This window comes from Bradyrhizobium sp. LeoB3 (assembly GCF_055456055.1).
The window spans coordinates 1-1,830 of sequence record NZ_JBVBEF010000266.1 but is presented as its reverse complement, the minus strand read 5'-3'; the positions used below and the strand labels follow the sequence as shown (position 1 = coordinate 1,830).

Below are 1,830 nucleotides of genomic sequence, written 5' to 3'. Positions count from 1 at the left end.
TTTTGGGGCAGGTGTCCTAACTCGGACAGCACTCGGTGTCGTCAACGGGCTAGCTAGTGTGTTCGTTTATCGTGGCTTCGTAGCGGGCGCGCTGTTCATCCTTCTTCGCTGGTGATGCCGATTCGGTAAAGCACGCGGTCGCGCGCCATGACATCGAGGCTCCAACTCTCCCCCGGCTGGAGCGATGTTTCAATGTCCCGGGTCAGCAACAGAGCTTCCTTCCAGGCAGCGCGATCGTCTCGAAGCTCCGTTCCGACTTCGTCCCGAAATGGGAACTTTCCGATGATGTGAAAGAAGTAACGGGGCATTGACTGCAAACCACGACTTTCCGTCCGCAAACGCGACCTTCCGCAGACCGTTCCTAAACGGCTGGGCTAGGAACGTTAAACCGGATGGATGAATTGAAGTTGATGCGGGGCCAATCGGCGCCGGGAGCGAGCGCGACCAGTGTACCGGTCATGGTTGAGCACGGAGATATTTGCCGCACGCGAGCCGAGCACTGCCGGCAACAAGCCGCGAAGACGGTCTCTTCGATAGACAAGCAGCAACTGCTGCGGCTTTCCGAAGAATGGCTGAGGCTCGCACAGCGACCCTCATTCGCGGACGAGTTGGCTGCCGACGGCAGTGAGGCGATCGGCCCCGCTCTCAGGCATCCAACGGTTCACTGAGCGCCCGCAGGAAGATGAGAAGGAAAGAACCATGAAAACGATCTATTTCGCTTCGGTTTGTGGCGCCACTCTTTTGGCAGTCACTAGCTTCGCAAACGCACAAGGAACCGGCGTTAGTGCAAACCGCGATCAGGGCGTCACGCCTAAGCAATGCTGGGATGTCAGCAGCAACATCATTCGCGAAAAGAACCCAAGCTCCTCTGGTACATCATCGTCGGAAAAGGCACCTGAAACCACTGTGGGCTCAACCATGCCCGGCCCCACCGGTTCTGGCGCTTCGGGCTCAACCGACTCCACCGGAAATGCGTCGGCACGTCCGGCGGGAATGCCAGATTGCTGACACGCCAAAAGAGCTTTGCTCGTATAGATCGCAGTGGCGGCTTGTTTCGTTGAGCGCGAACTTCACCGCCATTGGACCGATGACGATGACCGGAGATCGGAATGATCCTAGTCGGGAGACGTTATGTCGTGACGTACGCGAACAACTCGTTGCCAGCAGACGTGATTTTCGCATACGGGGCGCACCTCATGGCCCGGCTTCTCGAACAAGCCAAAGATGAACAATTTTGCCGATTTATTTCCGGCGGAGGTGACCATGAGCCAGAGCACCGATCGCCAAGAGTTAGAGCGCCCGCTCGAGCAAGCGAAGCGGCTGGCTTCCGAGATAACCGACCAAACGACCTATCAGCGGCTCAAGGCGTTCGTCAAGGATCTGGGAGAGAGCCTGCAACGGCGCCTAGCGGCGCGGCGGTCCAAGCAAGCAATCAGGGCTCGTGCCCACGAACTCTGGGAACAGCACGGGCGGCCTACGGGACGGGATCTAGAGTTCTGGTTACAGGCAGAGCGGGAACTTAGCGAGGATGAAAACGAGTGAGCGCGTATTCCGAAGTGGACGCACCTAGCTAAGCGAGAGTTCTGGCCCCCGTTTCTTAGAGCGCGTGCTATTGTGTCGGCACACAGGAGGGAGACGCGATGTCGACGCCAAAGAAGCCGCTGAAGCCCGATGATTTTCCCGTGAGTGCCGAAGGTAAAACGATCAAGAAGCAGGACGGCACGCCGATCGCGACGACGGAAGATTCACCTACCGCTGATGACGTGGCCGAGCGCCTCAATGAGGACGAAGCCCGCCGCGAAGAAGATAAGTGGGCCTGATCTTCCGTCG

The 1,830-nt window shown here is 58.3% G+C and carries 5 protein-coding genes and 1 pseudogene; 4 read left to right on the top strand and 2 right to left on the bottom strand.

Annotated elements, in window-relative coordinates:
* Positions 1 to 95 precede the first annotated feature (95 nt).
* Positions 96 to 308 carry a DUF6894 family protein gene (locus ACZXDY_RS45725; protein WP_464349985.1) on the bottom strand — a complete coding sequence of 71 codons (213 nt, stop codon included), beginning with the start codon at positions 306 to 308 and terminating at the stop codon, positions 96 to 98.
* 84 nt (positions 309 to 392) lie between these two features.
* Between ACZXDY_RS45725 and ACZXDY_RS45720 the strand changes: the two genes are divergently transcribed.
* The 3 genes from ACZXDY_RS45720 to ACZXDY_RS45710 all read left to right on the top strand — a co-directional run bounded on the left by ACZXDY_RS45720 (position 393) and on the right by ACZXDY_RS45710 (position 1,542).
* Positions 393 to 668 carry a hypothetical protein gene (locus ACZXDY_RS45720; protein WP_464349984.1) on the top strand — a complete coding sequence of 92 codons (276 nt, stop codon included), beginning with the start codon at positions 393 to 395 and terminating at the stop codon, positions 666 to 668.
* Between the two features lie 31 nt (positions 669 to 699).
* The gene (locus ACZXDY_RS45715; protein ID WP_464349983.1) at positions 700 to 1,008 is read left to right on the top strand and encodes a hypothetical protein; all 309 of its coding nucleotides are present in this window, start codon (positions 700 to 702) and stop codon (positions 1,006 to 1,008) included.
* A gap of 216 nt (positions 1,009 to 1,224) precedes the next feature.
* The gene (locus ACZXDY_RS45710; RefSeq protein WP_455998882.1) at positions 1,225 to 1,542 is read left to right on the top strand and encodes a DUF2934 domain-containing protein; all 318 of its coding nucleotides are present in this window, start codon (positions 1,225 to 1,227) and stop codon (positions 1,540 to 1,542) included.
* Here the strand turns inward: ACZXDY_RS45710 and ACZXDY_RS45705 are convergent.
* Positions 1,449 to 1,673, bottom strand: a pseudogene (locus ACZXDY_RS45705) (hypothetical protein); the annotation flags it as partial. The gene ACZXDY_RS45710 and the pseudogene ACZXDY_RS45705 sit on opposite strands and share 94 nt — an antisense overlap.
* Between ACZXDY_RS45705 and ACZXDY_RS45700 the strand changes: the two are divergent.
* Positions 1,641 to 1,820 carry a hypothetical protein gene (locus ACZXDY_RS45700; RefSeq protein ID WP_028169262.1) on the top strand — a complete coding sequence of 60 codons (180 nt, stop codon included), beginning with the start codon at positions 1,641 to 1,643 and terminating at the stop codon, positions 1,818 to 1,820. The pseudogene ACZXDY_RS45705 and the gene ACZXDY_RS45700 overlap by 33 nt on opposite strands.
* The last annotated feature ends 10 nt before the right edge of the window (positions 1,821 to 1,830 follow it).